Consider the following 3809-nt stretch of genomic DNA (forward strand, 5'->3'; position numbering starts at 1 on the left):
GTGCCGGCTCCCCATGACGACGTCCGCCCCCGCCGATGCCCCCGCCGGCGCGCCGAAGCTCGTGGCCACCGACCTCGACGGCACGCTGCTGCGCAGCGACGGCACCCTCTCCGCGCGGACGGCCGCCGCGCTCACCGCGGCCGAGGCGGCCGGCATCCGGCTCGCGCTGGTCACCGGTCGGCCCCCACGCAGCCTCGGCGTCCTGCACGCCGACATCGGGCACCACTTCGCGATCACCGCCAACGGCGCCGCCGTGTACGCGCCCGACGGCACGCCCGTACGCCTGTCGCCGTTCCCGGCGCCCCCGCTCGCCGCGCTGGTGGCCCGCGTCCGCGCGGCCGTTCCCGGTGTGTCGTTCGCCTTCGAGTACGAGAGGGACTTCGGCCACGAGCCGGACTACCCCGCCTGGTCGTACGGCGAGTCGTCGGTCGAACTGATCGGCACGGCCGAGGAGTTGCTCGACCGGGCCGCCGGCCGCCAGGTCTTCAAGGTCCTCGCCCACCATCCGGAGCTGTCGCTGCGCGACTTCCACGCACGGGCGCGGACCGCCGCGGGGGCCGACGCCGAGACCACCCACTCCACGGGGCTGGCCCTCGTCGAGTTCAGCGCGCCGGGCGTCACCAAGGCCAGCGCGCTGACCGCGTGGAGCGCCGGACTGGGCCTGGTCCGCGACGACATCGCCGCGTTCGGCGACATGCCCAACGACCTGCCGATGCTGGGGGCGGTGGGCCGTCCGTACGCCGTGGCCAACGCCGATCCCGAGGTGCGGCGGGCCGCCCGGTTCCACACCGCCTCGAACGACGAGGACGGTGTGGCCAGGGTGCTGGAGCAGTTCGTACGGCTGGCGCGCGCCGAGGCCGCGTGACCGCTGCCGCGTGCCGCGTGCCGGCTGGCGGCAGGCGGCAGGGTGCGGCTCAGTCCAGCGCGGCCAGCCGCCCGACGAGCGGGGCGACCCCGTTCTCGATCCACTCGGCGGGCTCGTCCACCCGCGGGCCGAGGATGACGGTCTCGATGCCGAGCTTCGCGTAGTCCGCCATCTCCCGTGTGAAGGCGTCGAGTTCGGCCCCGCTCCGGGGGTCGCCCGAGTGGACCATCGTCTTGCGGATGTCGGCGTAGTCACGGCCCACGGTCTCGCAGTGCCCGCGCAGGACGTCCAGCTTGTGGCCGATCTCCTGCGGGGTGGAGGCGAACAGGTTGCAGGCGTCCGCGTACTGGGCGACCAGCCGCAGCGTCTTCTTCTCACCGCTGCCGCCGACCATGATCTCCGGGCGCGGGGAGCTCACGGGGGCCGGCACGCAGAGGGTCTCGGCGAGCCGGTAGTGCTTGCCCTCGAAGGGGCCGTTCGCCCGGGGGTCCCACATCTGCAGACAGATCCGCAGCGTCTCCTCCAGGCGCTCGAACCGCTCGGCAAGCGCCGGGAACGGGACGCCCAGGCCCGCGTGCTCGCGGTCGTACCAGGCCGCCCCGATGCCCAGGGTGGCCCGGCCGCCGGACAGGACGTCGAGGGTGGTGGCGATCTTGGCGAGCAGTCCGGGGTGCCGGTAGGTCACGCCGGTCACCAGGGTCCCCAGCCGGACCGTGGAGGTGTGGGCGGCGAGGAAGCCGAGGGTCGTGTAGGACTCCAGCATGGCGTCCTCGGCGCCGCCGTTGAACTCCATCTGGAAGTAGTGGTCCATGACCGACATCCAGCTCACGCCCGCAGCCTCGGCGGCGGCGCCCGCCGCGGCCAGTCCGGGGCCGAGCGCGGCGGGCCCTCCGGGGKGGTCGAACCGGTTGATGTGTACGCCGACCCGCATGTGCGTCTCCGTCGTCCCGTGCCGTGCGCCGACGCTCCGCCGGCCCGTTCGACGGTACGACTTGAAGAACACTCCAACGCAAGACCCGCCCGGCGGCAAGCGTTTCGGGTGCGGGCACGTCGTGGCTGGTCGCGCAGTTCCCCGCGCCCCTGAAGGGGCGCCCCTTCAGGGGCGCGGGGAACTGCGCGGGCAACCCCCACCGGGCCGCGGATGAAAAGACGGCCGGACGCCGGTTCTCCAGGGGCGCGGGGAACTGCGCAATCCTTTGGGGGGCCGCCACAGACCCGTACCCTGGCCGCATGGACGACGCGTCGATGGTGGGACTCATGGGCCGGGTCACCGGCACGGTGGGCCCCGGGCTCGTCGGCGAGGTGATCGTCCGGGTGCGCGGCGGCGCCGAACACTTCCTCGCGTACCCCGCCACCGCACAGGACCGCATCGAGCCGGGCACGGTGGTGATGGTGGTGGAGTACCTGCCCCCGCGCACGGTGTACGTCTCGCCCGCGTACGACGCCTGACACCACACGGTCAGGCGGACGTACGGTACGTATCAAGGGTGTCCCAAGGACACGCCGTCCCCTGTACCGGCGGCCCCGCACGGGCGCACACTCCCCTCGTTCGGTGCCGCCAGGGCACCATCCCACAGGGGGCGAATGCCGATGGTCGTCGGCGTCGTGGCGGGGGCAGCGGTCCTCGCGCTCATTCTCATCGTCGTCATCTTCAAACTGATGTGGCGGGTCGCGGAACCCAACGAGGCACTGATCATCTCCGGTTCGAAGCACCGCACCGAAGGCATCGAGGAGGGCATGGGCTTCCGGATCGTCACCGGGCGCGGCACGCTCGTGATGCCGGGCGTCCAGGCGGTGCGCAAGCTGTCGCTCGACCTCAACGAGACCCAGCTGTCCGTGGACTGCGTGACCCACCAGGGCATCCCGCTCAAGGTACGGGGCGTGGTCATCTTCAAGGTGGGCGACGACTTCGTGTCCATCGCCAACGCCGGCCGCCGCTTCCTGGACCAGCAGAAGCTGATGTCGGAGCGGGTGCACAACGTGTTCGCCGGTCATCTGCGGTCCATCGTCGGCGGGCTGACCGTCGAGGACATGATCCGCGACCGCGACAAGCTCACCGGCCAGACGCGGGCCGCATGCGGTACGGAGATGGAGAAGCTGGGGCTGATCGTCGACTCCCTGCAGATCCACGAGATCGAGGATCCGACGGGCTACATCAAGAACCTGGCCATGCCGCACGCGGCCGCCGTCCAGCGGGACGCCCGGATCGCGCAGGCCGAGGCCAACCGGCTGGCCACCGAGGCCGAGCAGCAGGCCTCCGCGCGGATGGCGGAGGCGACCCGGGACAGCGAGATCCTGCAGGCCGGATACCAGGCGGAGCGCGACAACGCCGCAGCCACGTCGCGGCAGGCCGGACCGCTCGCCGAGGCGCAGGCCCGGCAGGAGGTCGTGGTCCAGGAGACGCGGGTCGCCGAACTGAAGGCGCACCGGCGCGAGCAGCAGCTCCAGGCGGACGTCCGCAAGCCCGCGGACGCGAAGGCGTACGAGAAGCGCACGCTGGCCGAGGCGGAGCGTGATGTGCGGATCTCCGCCGCGCAGGCCAAGGCGAAGGAGACGGAGCTGGCCGCCGCGGCGGAGGCGACACGGGTCAAGACGGCCGCGAGCGCCGAGGCCGAGGCCACGAAGGCGCGGGGCGCCGCGGCCGCGACGGCCACCCGGGCCACGGGTGAGGCGGAGGCCGCCGCCGCGCAGGCCAAGGGACTGGCGGTCGCCGAGTCGACGCGGGCGAAGGGGCTCGCCGAGGCGGAGGCCATCGCGGCGCGGGCCGCCGCGCTCGCCGAGAACCAGGAGGCGGTCGTCGCCCAGCAACTGGCCGAGAACTGGCCGGAGATCGTCAGGGCCGGGGCGGAGGCGTTCGGGAACGTCGAGCACATGGTGCTGCTGAACGGGGCCGACGGGATGTCCGACCTGTTCGCCAAGGCGCTGACCATGGGCGGGACGGGGC

The 3809-nt window shown here is 72.9% G+C and carries 4 protein-coding genes; 3 read left to right on the forward strand and 1 reads right to left on the reverse strand.

Annotated features, from left to right (window positions below):
- Positions 1–13: 13 nt before the first annotated feature.
- On the forward strand, positions 14–865 hold the full coding sequence (locus FGF04_RS38400) for an HAD family hydrolase (protein ID WP_149516023.1): 852 nt from the start codon (positions 14–16) through the stop codon (positions 863–865).
- A gap of 49 nt (positions 866–914) precedes the next feature.
- Here the strand turns inward: FGF04_RS38400 and FGF04_RS38405 are convergent, their stop codons facing one another.
- Positions 915–1796, reverse strand: coding sequence for an LLM class F420-dependent oxidoreductase (locus FGF04_RS38405; protein WP_149516024.1), 882 nt, complete (start codon positions 1794–1796; stop codon positions 915–917).
- A 299-nt stretch (positions 1797–2095) separates the two neighbouring features.
- Between FGF04_RS38405 and FGF04_RS38410 the strand changes: the two genes are divergently transcribed.
- The gene (locus FGF04_RS38410) at positions 2096–2314 is read left to right on the forward strand and encodes a hypothetical protein (RefSeq protein WP_149516025.1); all 219 of its coding nucleotides are present in this window, start codon (positions 2096–2098) and stop codon (positions 2312–2314) included.
- A 135-nt stretch (positions 2315–2449) separates the two neighbouring features.
- On the forward strand, positions 2450–3809 hold a 1360-nt coding region (locus tag FGF04_RS38415), incomplete at its 3' end, for an SPFH domain-containing protein (RefSeq protein WP_149516026.1).

Origin of the sequence: Streptomyces apricus (assembly GCF_008369065.1) — a bacterium.
Classification (GTDB): domain Bacteria; phylum Actinomycetota; class Actinomycetes; order Streptomycetales; family Streptomycetaceae; genus Streptomyces; species Streptomyces apricus.